This window comes from Clostridium peptidivorans (assembly GCF_900205925.1).
Taxonomy (GTDB): domain Bacteria; phylum Bacillota; class Clostridia; order Clostridiales; family Clostridiaceae; genus Clostridium_AK; species Clostridium_AK peptidivorans.
Map to the genome: position 1 here is coordinate 1 of NZ_OAOD01000022.1, position 15,908 is coordinate 15,908.

Sequence of the window (15,908 nt, forward strand, 5' to 3'; positions counted from 1 at the left end):
CTATAACAATTATAGGTATCAGTGGGGACTAAACAAAATGACCCCTGTACAATACAGGGATCATCTCCTTAAAACCGCTTAGTCTTTTTTATTGTGTCCTTGACAAAGGGTACATTTTACTATTGATATGGGTTTACTTATGGTCATATTAACAAGCATAGCATAATTCATATTGCTTACTATACTTACTTTGATGAGTTCATTAAATTTTTGAAGAAATCCTCTAAACTTACTCCAAACTCATTTTTAATTTCCTCACTTGCTTCTTTGTTTATTTCCTTACCTATCTCTCTATACCTTTTATAGTCCTCATTTAAAATTTCTAAGTATGCATCGAAAGCATTGTCTGGTGCTCCAATATCATTAAACATATTCTTAGATTTTATAATAGACTCACTAACATTTTTCTTAAGCTCTTCATTTTCATTTATAGATTTTACAAATGAAATAATGGTCTTTTTATATTTTTCCTTAAAATTAATATCTCCATTTAAAAAATTTATGGCATTATTTTTAGACTTTTCTTTATAACCCTCAATTTTATTAATATCTATATTACTCATACCTTTTATAAGTGGATTACTATGGTCTAATTCATCTAAGTCATCCAAAAACTCTACAAGTTTTAGCCATGCATCTTTCTTTTCATTATTATCTATAGTGATATTTAAAAATGGTTCATAACAGCTTACAAATATTTTTCCAAAGTTTCCTGGAAAAATTCTTATGAGCGTATTGGATATGAACTCCTTTTTTTCAGCTATAGAAAGTTCTAAAGTCTCTCTCAGTGTTCTAACTTGCTCACCAATACTATAATAATCCTCTGTTTCTTTATTAATAATATTACTAATAATAAGTTTAGTTTTTTCTAGATTATTTATAGTTTCAGTTACTTTTTTCAAGGTATCGTTCATAACTTCCTGCAGACTTTTATTTCCCTCTACTAAACACTTTATTTCGCTTATTGGTATTTCTATAGCTCTTAATGCACCAATTAAGTTAAGCTTTACAATATCATTATCTGTATACTCTCTATAATTGTTATCATTATTTTTCATAGGATTAATTAATCCTTCACTCTCATAATACTTAATGGCTTTTTTTGTTAATCCAGTTTTATCCGATACAATTTTAATATTCATTAGTAACACCTCCAATAAAATTAAAAGTTAGCTAACCTTTAATTTAACTATAATGCTGCCTGTAAGGTACAAGTCAATAGTTTTTTATAAATTAAAAAACTGTTTATAATACAACATAGATATAATTATTAAAATTCCACAAATTACATAAATCCTACTTATCCAGAGCATCCTATATTAATACACATATATATTATAGAGAGGAGATCAGAATAATGAAGCTTATCGAGGTAGGTAATGTTGCACCAGACTTCACAGTAAAGGATAATAATGACCAAAACATAAATTTGTCAGACTATAGAGGAAAAAAAGTATTGCTCTCTTGGCATCCCCTTGCTTGGACACCAGTTTGTACTGATCAGATGAGAGCACTAGAGAATAATTGGCAAACGTTCCAAAAGCTCAATACGGTTCCACTTGGATTTAGTGTTGACCCCACACCTTGTAAAAAAGCGTGGGCAACAGCAATCCTAATTAATAATGTAAGTCTTCCTTCAGACTTTTGGCCACACGGAAAGGTTGCAAAAGAATACGGATTATTTAACGAAGAGTACGGAGTATCAGAGCGAGCAAACATTATAATAGATGAAAATGGCAAAGTTAAATGGGTAAAAGTTTATTACTCTCAAGAGCTACCTGATATAAATGAGGTTATACAGGTATTATCCAATATGTAGATAACAACAGCTTTCTATAGTTCACCTGCTTTATAAATTTTAAGGGGCTTCTCAAAATGCACAAATCGCATCCGACAAGCCCTTTTTTTATTGCATTTGAAGTAGCCCCTATTTTCCATGCAGCATTAGAGTGATTGCATATACAAGTTTTTAGATAATTCTCGGAGTTTATCCTCATCTAATATATAAATTGTTTTATCTTCACATTTTATAATTGATTTTGATTCAAGTTCATTTAGAGTTCTACTTAAGTGTCTATAAGTAGTTCCTAAAAATTGAGCAATTTCTTTAAAGGATGAATTTAAAACTATATAGTTTTTATCTGTTATATGTTCAACCAAATAGCTAGCTAACCTATTAACAAGCGGATATACAAAGTTATATGAGCTATTATTAATGGTTGCATTAAGTTTTTCGCTTAAAGATTCTATTAAATGATGTAAAAAATTCAGGTTATTTATATACTTTTCTCTAAGTATATTTGAAGGTATTGCAATTAAATAAGTATCTTTTATAGCTTCAGCATTACATCTTATAGGCAAATTCTTTAAAAACTCTAAATCTCCTATAGTATTAAATTCTTTATAAAACTTTAAAAGCATTGATTTACCATTTTCAAAAAGATAAGTTATTTTTATTTTCCCATCTACAAGCAAATAGTAATATTCAAGCTCAGACTCCGCTTCTAATATAACTTCATCTTTTTCATAAAAATGAAGTTGTGCATAGTTTACTATATTCTTATCAAATATATTTTCTATATTATACTTAACAAAATAATGATTCAAGAGATTGTTATTTAAAATTCTTTTCATAAATCCTCCTTAATAAGACATAGGTCCTATGGAAATTCATATCAATATGGTAACTTATATATTAAGCAATGTAAAGCAAGACAAGCTATTTTTCATTATCTAAAATATCAAAAAGTTATAACCATATAAATTAAGTTTATTAGGAGGATTATTATGAAGTACGAAGTTATAATATTTGATGCAGATGAGACTTTATTTGATTTCAAAAAATCTGAAAGAGAGTCCCTTAAAAATACTATGCACGAGTTTAATATAGAATATGATGAAAATTTTCATTTAAAAGTGTACAAGGATATAAATACTGCTATATGGAAAGAGCTTGAGGATGGCCTTATTACTCAGAAAGAATTAAAGGTTGAAAGATTTAAAAGATTATCTCGTAGTTTAAATGCTGAATTTGATGAAATTCAATTTGCAAAATCATATATGAAACATCTATCTTATGCTTCGTTTTTATATGATGAAAGTATAGCTCTTGTAGAAAGTTTATCTAAAGATTATAGGCTTACTATAATTACTAATGGTCTTACGGATGTTCAGGAGAATAGAATAAGAAAATCTATTATAGGAAAATATTTTGACGATATTGTAATATCTGAGGAGGTTCAAGTATCCAAGCCAGACTCTAAAATATTTGAACACGCTTTAAACAATATAAAGTATACTGACAAGAGCAAAGTATTAATGGTAGGAGATAGTTTAACCTCTGATATACAAGGTGGAATAAATTTTGGTATAGATACATGCTGGTTTAATCCTAAAAAAATTGAAAATAAAATAGAAATAAAACCTACTTATGAAATTTCTAGTTTGGTGGAACTTAAGGATATACTTGAAAAATAGATCATTTAAAGTACTATTCTTAAACTATAGATTTAATAACAATTATAAAATAAAAACTATAGAAATTTATCCCCTATAAATTCCTATAGTTTTCTTCCCAAATTTTGTGTCATTTATTATTCACTTTAGTAACGTGTAATCAATTACTACATAATTATAACTTTTAATTTGTCACTTGCCATGTGAGTGGCGCTACTTATATATATCAGAGAATTCAATATCAAGCACTTCCGCATAATTTTGCTTTTTGTTTATACTAGTAAAATTTTTGTTATATTCCTTCAATAAAATATTTACTGGAAGTTCTATTATAAATTCACTTCCCACGCCTACCTCACTTAATACATTAACTGTACCACCATGCATTTCAACAAAAGACTTAACAATGGAAAGCCCGATGCCGCTTCCTTCATTAGTTCTTACCATTGTATTCTCCACCTGAGTAAATCTCTCAAATATATCATTTATTCTATCCTGTGGTATACCAATCCCAGTATCTTTTACTGAAATTATCACGCTTGTCCCTCTGTCATAAACATTTACAAAAACATTTCCATTTTTACCTGTAAACTTAATGGCATTAGAAAGTAAATTTAGAAATGTCCTTTCCAATCTATCTGGATCTAAAGCCATTATTTTCTCTTCAATTTCAGTATCAAATTGTACATATATATCCTTCCCTCTTGCATATTCCGCAACTGAAAGGGTGATATCTTCCACTATGCTTACTACATTTACATTTTTAAGTTTTAACTCAATAAAACCTGCCTCTATTTTAGTTATGTCAATAAGGTTGTTTATAAGCCTCAATAATCTTTGACAATTTTGCTTCATAGCTTTCAAATGTTCATTCCAATTTAATGAATTCATATCTGAACTTTTTTTCAAATATAACTCAAAAAGTTGGATTGCACTAAAAATAACATTTACTGGTGTTCTTAATTCATGGGACATGTTTGCAAGAAACTGGCTTTTTAAAATATTCGCCTCTTCTGCTGCTGACTTTTGTTTTTCTAGTTCCTCTTCCCTTATCTTACGTTCATTAATATCTCGAGCAGATAAAAACACTCCCTTTACCTGTCCACACTCATCCTTATAAACTGAAGCATTACAGATAACTGTAGTTACATATCCATCCTTATGCTTAAGTTCAAGCTCACATTCCTCAATACTTCCCAGCTTAAAAACTTGCTTATGTGCATTCCTCGATTTCTCAGGATTAGTAAAATAATTAAAAATATATTTACCTATAAGCTCTTCCCGTGAATATCCAGTAGATTTCTCTGTTGATGAGTTCACATCTATAATCCTGCCCTCTGAATCAATTGCCACAAGAGCATCCAGACTAGCCTCAATCATACTTCTGTTATAGGCACTTACCAATCGTATTGCTTCTTCAGCCTTTTTTCTCTCAGTCATATCTATGAAGGTAATACAATTCACCTCACCAACTACAGTAGCATGTATACAAACCTGTTTTATGGAGCCATCTTTGGTAGTTATATTAACTTCCATAGGTTCAATTTCTGACTGATTTTTCATTGCTTCTGCAAATCTAGTATCCCACTCCTTTGACACAAATTCACGATACTCAGGATCTGGGTATGCAATAGGCCACCAATCTGATATATTAAAAAGCTCATCAAAAGTATAGCCGAAGAACTCTATAAATCTAGGATTTTGATAAATCATCTTTTGCTCTATTCCCGAAGAAAGTATTATTGCCACTGGCAAACGATCTAGTATCTTACGGCAGTTTACGTCAACTTTTCTAAGCATTTCTTCAGAGTTCTCTAGCCCTCTTTCTGTCTTGCTGCTTTTTTCCTTAGTATTTTTGCCTTCTAAAATATCAGATATGGTCATGTTAAAGTATATCTTTCCATCTATGCACATTTTTAAAAATATTACTTTTGAATCTTTTATGGAGCCATTTGATAATTTATGTGTTAAATAGACTTCAGTATTTTTAGGCTCTAAAGTTTGATTAAAAATATGGTTCATTTCTTCTAAATCATCTATTTTACTTATATCATATATCTTTAATTTTTTTATTTGTTCTTTAGAATATTCATAAAATCCACAAGCTGTTTTATTAGCATTTACAATTTGGCCATTGTCACCATCTACTATAACTTGAATGCCATTACTATTTTCAAATAACTTTTCATAAAAAGAGTCTGTCGTATTGTTTATATCTATCATCATTTTTCCAGCACCTTCTATAATGTTCAAAAATATTCCATATTGCCTTAGATTTATATCAATATTCGATATGGAATTGTTGATTTTTTCTATTTATTACATTTAGTTTAATATGATGCAAATTATATGTCAAAACAAATTATCTGACATAGTTCTACAATAAATGTATTATAGACATTCTTAACAACTTCTTACTACATTTCTACCATTTAACGGGAATAATCACCATGTTTATTGGACTTCCATCCTTCATGCTTTCTTCGAAAATCTCTAACTGTCCCTTCCCCGCTGAGGATGGTTTAAAAGTAAGCTCAGCTTCGAAACCTCCACGTTCTGGAGCACCTGACTCAGCTCTGGTTGAACCCTTGGCTAAAATATTACCATTGGAATCTTTCAGACGAAAGCTTACAAAAGCTTCGAATACTCTGGCATTGCCTTTGATTTTAAAAGTACTTTTTACAGTTTGCCCAGCTATAGGTGAAGTGACCCAGATGGCAGGCTCATATACAGGGCTGAGATTCCTCTTAAAAGGCTGTTCATAAAGACCCACGTGTCCCCACCACCCCATAGCATTTTCAGCTTTGCCTTCCACTGTGAACTTTACCCTTTGGATAGTGGGAAACTCTGTAAGGGTATTTACGATGCTTAAAATACCCAGCATTTCTCCACTAGAACCAACATTAGCCTTAAGCACCTCTTTTGAGAAATCCACTGTTGCCAATCCATTTTCAATTTTGATCCCTAAAATCTTCGTATCTTTCGGTAGCACCTTAAAAGCTCCTGAAGTAAGCGGCTTCCCTAAAATCAATTCATTGAGAGCTGCCCTAGCTACACCCTCGCTTTTCGGGGTCTTGTGTACTTCTCGAACAAGGTACATTTCATTATTGCTATCTTTCAGATAGTACACAATAGCATCCATAGTCTCCACAGATGGAGGAGCAGCCACCTTAGTTTCCGTCACAAGCTGCTTCTGTGATTGACAACCAGTAAATCCTACTAATACAAACATTATTATAAATGAGGCAACTATTCTTAAAATCTTCACAATAAATAACCTCCCCTAAATATTATCTTAAAAAATCTCCTTCTACTTGCTATTTAAGACCTATACTTTTTCCTGTTATTAATACATATGCTGCTCACAGCAATTTTGTTTACTAATTCATGAAAATACCGAAACATATATTTTTTCGCTGGTTGTATTATTTTTATTATATTATATTAAATTTTACTAGTGGAATATATCTACTTAAACAAAAAAATATCCTTTATTTCATCTGCTGAAATCATCTCTTGACTTAATATTTAATTACTTATTTATTATATTGTTGACAAGCTAGTCGAAAAATGTTAACATTTATCGTATTTAGAGAGTGTACAAGTGTATATATGTTAAAAACACAAACAGAATTTTATATAAAAATAATATTATTACCACATTAATACAAGGGGGAAAAAATTATGAAAAACCTAATAAAAAATTGGAATAAATTGAGCCTTGTAAAACGAATAATTATAGGCTTGTTTATTGGTATTATATTGGCTAGATTTCTTCCAGAAACAGCAAAACCAATCGTTATTTTCGGTTCTTTATTTGTAGGTGCTTTAAAAGCCATTGCGCCTATATTAGTGCTCTTCTTAGTAATGTCAGCCATCTCTCAACACAAGAGTGGTCATCAAACTAATATGAAATCTATTATCGTACTTTATCTTTTAGGAACATTCTTAGCTGGACTTGTGGCAGTTGTTGGAAGCTTTATATTCCCAGTAAGCTTAACGCTTGCAGGTGGTGCTCAGAACGTGACTCCTCCTGGCGGTGTGACAGAGGTTCTTAAATCATTACTGTTAAACCTTGTTGATAACCCAGTAAAAGCGCTTTTTAATGCAAACTATATTGGTATATTATCTTGGGCAGTACTTCTTGGCTTAGCTTTAAAAAATGCGCAGGATACTACAAAAACAATGATTTCTAATTTTTCAGATGCATTGTCTCAAATGGTTGTATGGGTTATAAATTTTGCTCCAATAGGAATCATGGGACTTGTATTTGATAGTATTGTTACAAGTGGATTTGAATCATTACTAAGCTATGGAAAATTAATTGTACTTTTGGTTGGTTGCATGGTGTTTGTAGCTATTGTTGTAAACCCAATCATAGTGTACTTATATATTCGTCAAAACCCATTTCCACTTGTGCTTAAATGTTTAAAAGAAAGTGGTATTACAGCATTCTTTACACGCAGCTCTGCTGCAAACATTCCTGTAAATATGAGTTTATGTAAAAAACTAAATTTGGATAAGGATACCTATTCAGTATCTATTCCATTAGGTGCTACCATAAATATGGCTGGTGCAGCTGTTACTATTTCTGTTTTAACCCTTGCAGCGGTTCACACTCTTGGTATTCAAGTGGATATTGGTACTGCGTTAATTCTCAGCGTATTGTCCGCTGTATGTGCTTGCGGTGCTTCAGGAGTATCTGGTGGTTCATTATTACTTATTCCTCTAGCATGCAGTCTTTTCGGAATACCAAATGACATTGCTATGCAGGTAGTTGGTGTAGGCTTTATCGTAGGTGTTATACAGGATTCTTGCGAAACAGCACTTAACTCATCCACAGACGTACTTTTCACTGCTGCAGCTGAATTTGCTGAGTGGCGTAAGGAAGGAAAAGAAGTTGCTATCACTAAATAGAAACTGAATTACGGTGCTTTCTTTACACTTATTATACAGTAAACAGGAGTCGGAAATAAATTTCCGACTCCTTTATTTTTAGAAACCTCTGCACATGCATAAAATTAATCATGAGCTTTATAACTTTATTTAAGAGAATATTAATCCTCTACATGGAGTTATTACCACATCTGGACCTTCAACAAATCCTATAACATTATCAGCTGCATCAACAGCTGTTGCCATATTAAATGAAAATGTTCCTGCAATTGGGAAATTACCTGTTATCATATACATAAACTGCTGAGAAGCACCTGGTGCTTGATTAGTTACAGTGAAATTTCTTATTTTATCATCTAGAGTTACAAACTGTGCATTAACTACATCAGTAATGGTATAAGATAAAGTTTGATTTGATATATTTGTTGCTGTAATTGTAACAGTAAAAGTCTGTACTTCACAGGTTCTACCTGTTAAAGGAGTTACTGTCTTTACTAATCTTACCTTTTCTTCAGATGGTGGTGCACCTCCACATAATGCAGGATTATTTGAATTACCAGGCTTAGTATATGGGGGAGGCAGCTCTTTATTTATATTATTACCGTTAGTTGAGGTAAATCCACAAAATATATGCTGATCATTAAAAAAGTTGTCAGGGAAACAACTAAGAGGAACTCTAAAATCTAAAAAGAAATCTGGATCTCCTCCAAAATTGGAACCAGCCAGACTAACGAATACATTTGTTCCCAATTGTATATTCTGCTGACATATTGGACTTCCTACAAAAGCGTCCTTACTATCATCTGAAAACTCTGCTTCAAATACTTGAACCTTGTTAACATTACCACTTGCATTTACTCTTATGCTAAACAGTGGTATTCCTGCTAAATCTTTTATCAAAATACCCCATGCAAAGTTGTCCAGTTTTGTTGGATCATTATTCGCTCTTGGATCACAATTGAGCCTCATTCTAAAAAAAACAAATTCATTGTTAATATCCATAAAAAGTGCTGGATTTGCATTATTACCTACTATATCTACTGAACATGGAGATACATCCCCAGCTAAAAGTGTATTTGTATTTATAGGTTGAAACGCCATTATCTATCTACTCCTTTTATCATTGCTTTTTTAATTGAAATCCACTAATATCTTTAATTAGTAACATCTAATAATAAGAATCTCTTATTATTGATATCAAAAATCTCATATATATTTAGCATCCTTCTATCTTATAATATGCTTCGGTTTTCACATAGGTGACAAGCTAGAAAAAGCCTAGATGCATACTTAACTACATCTAGGCAAAACTTATACTTATTTTTAGCAGCTTCCACGATATTATAGAAGCTCCTTTAACAAATCATATTCCTTTTGTTTATTATCATTTATATTGTTTATTTCGCTAAAGTCCACATCTATTATTTTATTATCTCTAATTCCTACAAATCTTCCTGTGGAGCCATTTCTTAATAATTCTACAGCTCTAATACCCATTTTACCTGCCAGTACTCTATCAAAAGCAGATGGATTTCCTCCCCTTTGTACAAATCCTAGAACCGTACTTCTTATGCTAATATTAAGCTTTTCCTCCAAGTATTTTTGAAGTTCTTCTATATCATACATTCTTTCAGTTATTATAATTATATTATCATTTTTTCCTTTACTTATGTTTTCACTTAATTTTGTGCATATAGTATCAAAATCCAGCTTCATTTCAGGGGTAGATATTATTTCTCCTCCACCAGCCAAAGCAGAATATAAGGCTAAATCCCCGCAGTATCTTCCCATTACTTCTACAATAGTTGTTTTTTCATGAGAGGAATCTGTATCTTTTATTTTGGCAATGCACTCTAGCACCGTGTTTAAAGTTGTATCAAATCCTATACAGTAATCAGTATAGGCTAAGTCATTATCTATAGTCCCTGGTAATCCGATAGCCTTTACTCCTAGTTTTTTAAGCTTTTCTGCTCCTTGAAATGAACCATCTCCTCCAATTACAACTAGTCCATCTATTTCAAACTTTTTCAATGTTTCTAATGCCTTTTTTCTTCCCTGCTCTTCCATAAATTCTGGGCACCTTGCTGTTTTTAATATAGTTCCGCCCTTTTCTGAAATTCCATCAACATCTGAGCTAAGTAATGGAACTAATTCCTCATTTATTAGACCTTTGTATCCATGTTTTATTCCCATAACTTCTATACCATTATGAATTGCTGACTTTACTACTGCCCTTATTGCAGCGTTCATTCCTGGAGCATCTCCTCCACTTGTTAAAATTCCTATCTTCATCTATTTCACCTACTTATATATGGTAATATGGAACCTCCATGTGGAATTAAAATAACCTTTGCATCCTCACCTATAATTTGCAGTGCACTGTCATAAGCACTTTGTACATCCTGATAGGGTTCTAGAAATATATTCTTTACAAAATCCGCTTGAAGTTCAGATACTAAGAAAACTCTTGCCTTATTAAGTACCATAGCTATAGCCGCTGCCTTGTGCCCTCCAAGCTCAAACTTTGTCTTAACTCTATCTATTAGATCCTGTGGTTTTTCGGCCGCCATAATCCAGTCCTCAAAGACTTTTTCTCCCAGGCCTTCCCTGCAGGAAGCTACAAGTATTATTATTCCTCCATCTTTTACAGCATGTTTAGCATTATCAAGTGCCTTTTGTGCCTGATACAAATTTATATCCTTAGGAAATCCACCTATAGACGATATTACCACATCAGCTTTTTCTCTTAAAGATATTTTGTATAAATTATCAAGAAATCTGCATCCTTCTCTATGAGCATCTATATAATGGCCTGCAACAGCCTTGATTATTTCTTTATTCTCATTTAGCACCACATTCAATATAAAATCTATAGGAACAAACTTTATAGTATCTTCAATGTCTATTCTTACAGGATTTGTTTTTAAATTACCTGCATGGGCCTTTTCATCTACCATTCTGCTGTGATTTGCCTGTATAGCTGCCCTGGTAGAAACTCCTGGCATTATAGCTTTAGCTCCCCCGCTGTAACCTGCAAAGTAGTGAAATTCAATATTTCCTAAACATATTCTTCTGTCAGCTTCTGCCACAGGTCTGAAAATGTCAATAGGAGTATTATTCTTAGTGTATCCAAAATGAACAAAATCCTTTGAATCGCTGTCAATACATTTTATTCTATTATAAATTTCTTCACCTACTAAATACTTTTTTTCCTCTTCAGTATGTTTTCTATGGCTTCCTAATGCGAAGACAATTGTTATATCATTATCTTTTGTACCTGCTTTTTTTAATTCTTCAAGAATATATGGAAGTACTAGCTTACTTGGCATAGGTCTTGTTATATCACTTGTTACTATTGCAACCTTTTCCCCTGGTTTAACTATTTCCTGTAACCCTCTTGAATTTATCGGATTATCAAGGGCTCTTTTTACTTCTTCTCCTCCAGTTAAAGGAGCTTCTACATTATTTGCATGCAGTATTCCTAAAAGATTCTTATCATGAATTTCAACTTCCATAGTGGTTTTAGCAATTTCTACACTATACTTCATTTATATCCCCCTATATAACAAGGTAGGGCGTAACCAAAGTTAGGCCCTACCATATCCTCAATTTATTTTTCTAAAACTACCACTTCTTATACTTCAAATTCATCCATCTTAACTGGTCTTCCTTCTAAGTAGGACTTCTTTGCAGCCATGCCTAATAGTACTGGCTTTAAGCCATCAATACCTGATACTACGGTGTCTGTATCATTTATTATTGCACTAAAGAATTCCTTCATTTCTTCAGCAAAGGACTCCATATATCTTTCAAGGAAGAAGTATAATGGCTTTTCAGATTGAACTCCATTTTCTGTGCTTAACACGACAGTAGAAGGAGTATCGTTTGATGCCTCACAAGATCCCTTTGAGCCAAATACCTCAACCCTTTGATCATAGCCATAAGCTGCTTTTCTGCTATTATCTATAATTCCTATTGCTCCATTTTTAAACTTTAAGGATATTAATGCTGTATCCACATCTCCTGCTTCTCCTATTGCTGGATCCACAAGAACAGCTGCATTTGTGTAAACTTCTTCTACTTCACTTCCACTTAAATATCTCGCCATATCAAAATCATGTATAGTCATATCAAGGAACATTCCTCCAGATACTTTTGCATATTCTGCTGAAGGAGGTTCTGGGTCTCTTGCAGTAACCTTTACTATATGGACGTCTCCAACTTTGCCTTCAGAAACAAGCTCTTTAACCTTCTTAAAGTTATGGTCAAAACGTCTGTTAAATCCAACCTGGAACTTAACTCCTGCTTTTTTAACTGCTTCTAATGCTCCAGCAATTTTTTCTAAATCGTAATCAATTGGCTTTTCGCAAAATATATGCTTTCCTGCATTTGCTGCTTCAACGCTTATTATTGAGTGAGTATTTGTGGATGAGCAAATTATTACTGCATCTATAGTTGGATCATCTATTATTTTCTTATAGTCATCATATATATTTTCTACTCCTAAACCTTTAGCCCATTCCTTTACGCTGTCGCTTAAAAACACATCAGCTATGGCTACAAGTTCTGCCTCAGTTCCAAATCTCTTTGCTATGTTTTCAGCATGAATTTTTCCTATTCTTCCTGCTCCAATGACACCTACTCTTATTTTTTTACTCATTATTATGTCCCCCTATCCTATAATCCAGTTTTTTCGTTTATAAATTTTCTAGCCTTTATAGCATACTCAAGTGGATTTGCCAGTGCAGGATCTTGTTCTGCTTCTACAATAAACCAACCTTCGTAGTTATTTTCCTCAAGTACTTTAAATAATGGATCAAAATTAATCATTCCATCTCCAGGCACTGTGAATACTCCAGCCTTAACACCCTTCAAGAAACTTAACTTTTTCTCTTTAACCTCATATAAAACTTCTTTTCTTATATCCTTAAGATGAACATGTTTAATTCTGTTTACATATTTCTTAAGAATTTCTTCTGGGTTTTCTCCTGAGAATGTGAAATGTCCTGTATCAAATAATAAGTAAACTAAGTTTTCATCAGTCATACTCATAAGCTTATCAACTTCCTCAGTGGTTTGAACTCCAGTACCCATATGATGGTGATATACTATTTTCATGTCCTTTTCTTTTGCCAGTCTTCCAAGCTCCTCAAGGCCTCTTGCAAGTCTTTCCCACTCTTCTTCCGTAAACTCAGGCTTTCCATCAAATACTGGTGTTTCCATTTGGCCTTGAACACTGTGCCCTTGCTCAGCAACAACTATAACCTTAGCTCCCATTTCATGAAGAAAATCTCTGTGCTTTATAAAAGCTTCAACGGTTTCTTCTACCGGTTTAGTTGTTAAGAAAGAGCTGAACCAAGCACTTGCTATGTTTATTCCTCTAAGCTCAAGAGCTTTTTTAAGTACATTTGTGTCTCTAGGATATTTATTTCCAACCTCGCTGCCAGTGAAGCCTGCCAATGCCATTTCACTTACGCACTGCTCAAAGGTATTTTCTCCACCTAATTCTGGCATATCGTCATTAGTCCAAGCTATTGGTGCAATACCAAGCTTTACTTTTTTATTGTCAAACATAATGTTTCCCCCTTCACCTTACCTATTAATATTGTCTAGCTTTATCGATATTTTCTCTTAATTTTTTATATGCCTCTTGTATCTTTTCCTTATTGGATACTTCTGCGGTTCCTACTCTCCACCAGGAATTGTAGCCATGAACCATGGTTTTAGGAAGTACCTTTACATCTATTAATGTAGAAACCTTCTGCTTTTTAGAGTCAATTATAGCTTCCTTTAATTCTTCTATTGTTTTAACGGTATAGGTTTTACATCCATAAGAAGCTGCATTCATAGCAAAATCTATAGGAACAAATCCACCATCAAACTTTCCTGTTTCTTCATTTCTAAATCTAAATTCAGTTCCAAAGCTTCCCATTCCATTTCCTATTTGAAGGTTATTTATACAACCAAAGGTCATGTTATCAAATAGAACTACATTTATCTTCTTTCTTTCTTGAATAGAGGTTACAAGCTCTGAATGAAGCATCATGTAGGAACCATCTCCAAGAAGTGTATATACTTCCCTATCAGGCTCAGCCAGTTTTACTCCTAAACTTGCATTGACTTCATATCCCATGCATGAATAGCCATACTCCATATGATATGTGTTAGCTCCCTTTGCTCTCCAAACCCTTTGCAAATCTCCTGGAAGGCTTCCTGATGCTCCAACAACTATATCTTTATCAGTGAGCATTTCATTAAGTACACCTAATACTCTTGACTGAGTGAGGCTGGAACCAGTAATCTTTTTAAACTCTTCAAATACAGTCTTTTGGTCAAGATCATCATCCACTTCAGGAACAAAGTCTTCACCACTGTGTTCTACGCTGTACACTCTATCCACTTCTGCAATTAATGCATCTTTAGCAGTTTTTATTTCAGTTTCGTATGCTGATTTATATCCTATTTTTTCGAGCTCATCTGTCAAGTCTTCTAGAGCAGCTTTAGCATCAGCTGTAATTCTTACACCATCTAACTTGTAAGCATCAAAAGCTGCTATATTGATATTTAAGAAGCTTACTTCAGGATTTTGGAATAACCATTTTGATGATGTGGTAAAATCCGTATATCTAGTACCTACACCAATAATAAGGTCTGCTTCCTTAGCAATAGCATTTGCAGCTAGGCTTCCGGTTTCTCCTATTCCACCTAGATTCAATTCATGGTTCCATACTATTGCACTTTTCCCTGCTTGAGTTTCCCCAAAGGGTATGTTGAATTTTTCAGCAAAGATTTTAAATGCCTCTGCGGCTTCTGAATATCTTACTCCACCACCGCATATAAGCATTGGTTTCTTTTTATTTGTAATAAGTCCCACTGCATCCTTTAGCATTTCTTTTGTTGCAGGTCGTCTCTCTATTCTATGAATTCTCTTTTGGAAGAAGTATTCGGGATAATCATAGGCTTCACCCTGCACATCCTGAGGAAGTGCTATTGTAACTGCTCCAGTATCTGCAGGATCTGTAAGTACTCTCATAGCATTTATACATGCTGTCATAAGCTGCTCTGGTCTTGATATCCTATCCCAGTATTTGCTTACTGCCTTAAAGGCATCATTTGTACTGATGTTTAAGTTATAAAACTGTTCTACCTGTTGAAGAACTGGATCAGGCTGTCTTGTTGCATACACATCTCCTGGCAGAAATAATACAGGAATTCTATTTGCAGTGGCAGTAGCTGCTGCAGTTACCATATTTGCTGCTCCTGGGCCAACAGATGAGGTACAGGCATAAATCTGTTTTCTGTGTTTTTGTTTTGCAAATCCCATAGCTGCATGAGCCATACCCTGTTCATTTCTTCCTTGGTGAACTATCAAATCACCTGGATTCTCTTCTAGTGCCTGCCCAAGTCCTAGTACATTTCCATGTCCAAATATGGTAAATACCCCTTTTACAAATTTGTTTTCTACTCCATCAAATTCTACATACTGATTATCTAAAAACTTAACAAGAGCTTGTGCCATTGTAAGCCTTATAGTCTTCATATTTTCACCTCTATTT

The 15,908-nt window shown here is 33.2% G+C and carries 14 protein-coding genes; 4 read left to right on the top strand and 10 right to left on the bottom strand.

All coding sequences use genetic code 11. From position 1 onward, the window contains the following. On the top strand, positions 1-82 hold an 82-nt coding region (locus tag CRN98_RS17510; protein WP_143331309.1), incomplete at its 5' end, for an IS3 family transposase. 103 nt (positions 83-185) lie between these two features. Here the strand turns inward: CRN98_RS17510 and CRN98_RS14440 are convergent. Then, positions 186-1,142: a MerR family transcriptional regulator gene (locus tag CRN98_RS14440; RefSeq protein ID WP_097028135.1), complete on the bottom strand. Its 957-nt coding sequence runs from the start codon at positions 1,140-1,142 to the stop codon at positions 186-188. Positions 1,143-1,357: 215 nt separating this feature from the next. Between CRN98_RS14440 and CRN98_RS14445 the strand changes: the two genes are divergently transcribed. Beyond that, complete coding sequence (locus tag CRN98_RS14445) at positions 1,358-1,819, top strand: peroxiredoxin (RefSeq protein WP_097028136.1); 462 nt, start codon at positions 1,358-1,360, stop codon at positions 1,817-1,819. Between the two features lie 125 nt (positions 1,820-1,944). Here the strand turns inward: CRN98_RS14445 and CRN98_RS14450 are convergent, their stop codons facing one another. Continuing rightward, complete coding sequence (locus CRN98_RS14450; protein ID WP_097028137.1) at positions 1,945-2,634, bottom strand: Crp/Fnr family transcriptional regulator; 690 nt, start codon at positions 2,632-2,634, stop codon at positions 1,945-1,947. 153 nt (positions 2,635-2,787) lie between these two features. Between CRN98_RS14450 and CRN98_RS14455 the strand changes: the two genes are divergently transcribed. Continuing rightward, the gene (locus CRN98_RS14455; protein ID WP_097028138.1) at positions 2,788-3,477 is read left to right on the top strand and encodes a YjjG family noncanonical pyrimidine nucleotidase; all 690 of its coding nucleotides are present in this window, start codon (positions 2,788-2,790) and stop codon (positions 3,475-3,477) included. A 192-nt stretch (positions 3,478-3,669) separates the two neighbouring features. Here CRN98_RS14455 and CRN98_RS14460 read toward each other — a convergent pair whose 3' ends face one another. Together CRN98_RS14460 and CRN98_RS14465 are read right to left on the bottom strand one after the other, a co-directional pair. Then, positions 3,670-5,709, bottom strand: a complete 2,040-nt coding sequence (locus CRN98_RS14460; RefSeq protein WP_143331308.1) for a sensor histidine kinase — start codon at positions 5,707-5,709, stop codon at positions 3,670-3,672. 172 nt (positions 5,710-5,881) lie between these two features. Beyond that, complete coding sequence (locus CRN98_RS14465) at positions 5,882-6,688, bottom strand: Gmad2 immunoglobulin-like domain-containing protein (protein WP_097028177.1); 807 nt, start codon at positions 6,686-6,688, stop codon at positions 5,882-5,884. Between the two features lie 452 nt (positions 6,689-7,140). On the opposite strand from CRN98_RS14465, the gene sstT reads away from it, so the two are divergent. Continuing rightward, positions 7,141-8,373, top strand: a complete 1,233-nt coding sequence (gene sstT / locus CRN98_RS14470; protein WP_097028140.1) for a serine/threonine transporter SstT — start codon at positions 7,141-7,143, stop codon at positions 8,371-8,373. A 129-nt stretch (positions 8,374-8,502) separates the two neighbouring features. Here the strand turns inward: sstT and CRN98_RS14475 are convergent, their stop codons facing one another. The 6 genes from CRN98_RS14475 to iolD all read right to left on the bottom strand — a co-directional run bounded on the left by CRN98_RS14475 (position 8,503) and on the right by iolD (position 15,892). Continuing rightward, positions 8,503-9,453 carry a hypothetical protein gene (locus tag CRN98_RS14475; protein WP_097028141.1) on the bottom strand — a complete coding sequence of 317 codons (951 nt, stop codon included), beginning with the start codon at positions 9,451-9,453 and terminating at the stop codon, positions 8,503-8,505. 240 nt (positions 9,454-9,693) lie between these two features. After that, a complete protein-coding gene (gene pfkA / locus CRN98_RS14480) occupies positions 9,694-10,644 on the bottom strand; it encodes a 6-phosphofructokinase (protein ID WP_097028142.1) in 951 nt (316 codons plus the stop codon). A gap of 5 nt (positions 10,645-10,649) precedes the next feature. Further along, a complete protein-coding gene (larAH6, locus tag CRN98_RS14485; protein ID WP_097028143.1) occupies positions 10,650-11,900 on the bottom strand; it encodes a nickel-dependent malate racemase, LarAH6 family in 1,251 nt (416 codons plus the stop codon). An 86-nt stretch (positions 11,901-11,986) separates the two neighbouring features. Beyond that, positions 11,987-13,012: an inositol 2-dehydrogenase gene (iolG, locus tag CRN98_RS14490; RefSeq protein ID WP_097028144.1), complete on the bottom strand. Its 1,026-nt coding sequence runs from the start codon at positions 13,010-13,012 to the stop codon at positions 11,987-11,989. 17 nt (positions 13,013-13,029) lie between these two features. Beyond that, positions 13,030-13,926 carry a myo-inosose-2 dehydratase gene (gene iolE, locus CRN98_RS14495; RefSeq protein ID WP_097028145.1) on the bottom strand — a complete coding sequence of 299 codons (897 nt, stop codon included), beginning with the start codon at positions 13,924-13,926 and terminating at the stop codon, positions 13,030-13,032. A gap of 25 nt (positions 13,927-13,951) precedes the next feature. Further along, entirely contained in the window at positions 13,952-15,892 is a 1,941-nt protein-coding gene (iolD, locus tag CRN98_RS14500) for a 3D-(3,5/4)-trihydroxycyclohexane-1,2-dione acylhydrolase (decyclizing) (RefSeq protein WP_097028146.1), read from the bottom strand. Positions 15,893-15,908 lie beyond the last annotated feature (16 nt).